The organism is Bartonella sp. AC158YNML (assembly GCF_042196725.1).
GTDB lineage: Bacteria > Pseudomonadota > Alphaproteobacteria > Rhizobiales > Rhizobiaceae > Bartonella.
On sequence record NZ_JBHIQU010000056.1, the window covers coordinates 1 to 1,850 of the forward strand.

General features: G+C 41.8%; 2 protein-coding genes and 1 pseudogene. All 3 read left to right on the top strand.

Annotation, left to right across the window (positions count from 1 at the left end; translation table 11 throughout):
- Window positions 1-180 (top strand): annotated as a pseudogene (locus ACFIM1_RS09150) (hypothetical protein); the annotation flags it as partial.
- 91 nt (window positions 181-271) lie between these two features.
- The gene (locus ACFIM1_RS09155) at window positions 272-1,399 is read left to right on the top strand and encodes a N4-gp56 family major capsid protein (RefSeq protein WP_375609764.1); all 1,128 of its coding nucleotides are present in this window, start codon (window positions 272-274) and stop codon (window positions 1,397-1,399) included.
- 22 nt (window positions 1,400-1,421) lie between these two features.
- On the top strand, window positions 1,422-1,802 hold the full coding sequence (locus ACFIM1_RS09160) for a hypothetical protein (protein WP_375609765.1): 381 nt from the start codon (window positions 1,422-1,424) through the stop codon (window positions 1,800-1,802).
- Window positions 1,803-1,850 lie beyond the last annotated feature (48 nt).

Below are 1,850 nucleotides of genomic sequence, written 5' to 3' on the forward strand. Positions count from 1 at the left end.
CTTCAAAGCCGTCAGAATTCTGCGAGAACCTTAACAGCATCTGGAGGAGGGGGGAGTATTACAGGTTCTATGACCAAAGAGACACTTGCGAATATGTCAGAGAAAGAATTTAACGCGTGGATATCGAACCCGAAAAATGAAGCCCGTTTTTATGAAATTATGGGTGCAGACCCTGATTAGGCAATAAGTTTTACAACATAATCCGCCTTTGATGCGGGTTTTTCACCGGCTTTAAGCCGGTTTTTTTTTACAGCAAAGAAAGGTGAAATCAATGGCAACAACACATATAGGAACCCATGATCCGCAATCGGTGAAATTGTGGTCACAGAAATTAAGCAATGAAGTTTTGAAAGCGACAAAAATTGCCCCTCTTATTGGCAAAAGTTCAAACAGCATTATCCAGCTTTACAACGAAACCCATAAGAGCGCAGGGGATAGTGTTACGTTCAGTTTGCTAGTCAATCTGTTTGGGGATGGTGTCACGCAAGGCGAAACCTTAGAAGGCAATGAAGAAGCGCTTCAATTTATGAATGATCGGTTGGTGATTAACGAGCTTTTACATGCGGCGCGTGTTGCCAATGATGACTCGATTGATCAACAGAGAATCCTCCCGAATTTACGTAAGAAAGCGAAAGAAGGCTTGGTTCGCTGGTATGCCAATCGTTTAAGCATCATGTTCTTTTTGCAGGTATGTGGTTATACAGCCCGTACGATTAGCGTTGATGGTCGAGAAGTGTACATTAAACCGGTTCATTATGGCTTTAATGAAATCATGGCACCAAGCAGTGAACGAATTATCCGTCCAGATGGTAAAACAAAGGATGAAGATCTCAATGATAAAGCCAAACATAGCTTTAGTTTGAAGCTTATTGATGAAGCGGTTAAACAAGCTAAACTTGCCAATCCGCAAATTTCCCCCGTCCATGTCAATGGTGATGATGTTTATGTTCTCTATTTGCATCCAACTCAAGTCATGCAATTGCGAACCAATACAGCAGTTGGTGAGTGGTTAGATATTCAAAAATCGATTTATGCAACCTCTCGTGCAAAGAACCCAATCTTTGATGGTTCTCTTGGCATGTATAATGGTGTTGTTTTACGCGAAGCTATTCATGTCACCCATGGTGTTAACTCGACAAATAATACAGCGGTAAAGAGTGTACGTCGTGCGGTTTTCTTAGGGGCCCAGAGTGCGGTTATAGGTTTTGGGAAAAATCACAGTGCAACGCATTACACGCTTAAAGAAGAGTATTTTGATTATGAACGTCAATTTGGTGTAGCCGCCAAGACTTTGATAGGAATGAAGAAAACCCGTTTCCAAATGCCCAATAGTGCGCAGACAGCGCAAGATTTTGGAACGATTGTTATTCCTACCTACAGCGGTGAAGCAGCAGCGTAATCATTAAAGAGGAAAACAAGACATGGCAGATCAATTACCACCTCCATTACAGGGAAGAAATCTTCACACCCAACAGGTGAGTTTCTTACGTTTGAATATCTCGCATAAAGATAAGCATCTTACGGAAAAAATCGGAATTTTGCCTCGTGGCGCTTTGATCACTTCGATGAAGGCTTTTGTCAAGACCGCGTTTTCTGAGGCAAAATTAAAGATAGGCAGCACCTATGGAGGCAATGAGTTCAGTGAAAAAGATATCAAAGCCCAAAATACGCAAGATTTTACACCAACAGACCAAAAGGTTTTTGCTCCAGAGGATAAAGAAATGACTCTTTATGCAACACGAGATAAAACCACTGATGCTGGTGAGTGTGTTGTGGTTGTGCAATTTGTGACAAATCATTGAGGGGATAAGACATGGCAGATTATTTACCACAGCCCTTGCAAGGGAGAA

Excerpts from the sequence above, each read along its gene's own strand:
- ACFIM1_RS09155 (WP_375609764.1), top strand. The coding sequence starts at position 272 with ATGGCAACAACACATATAGGAACCCATGATCCGCAATCGGTGAAATTG.
- ACFIM1_RS09160 (WP_375609765.1), top strand. The coding sequence starts at position 1,422 with ATGGCAGATCAATTACCACCTCCATTACAGGGAAGAAATCTTCACACC.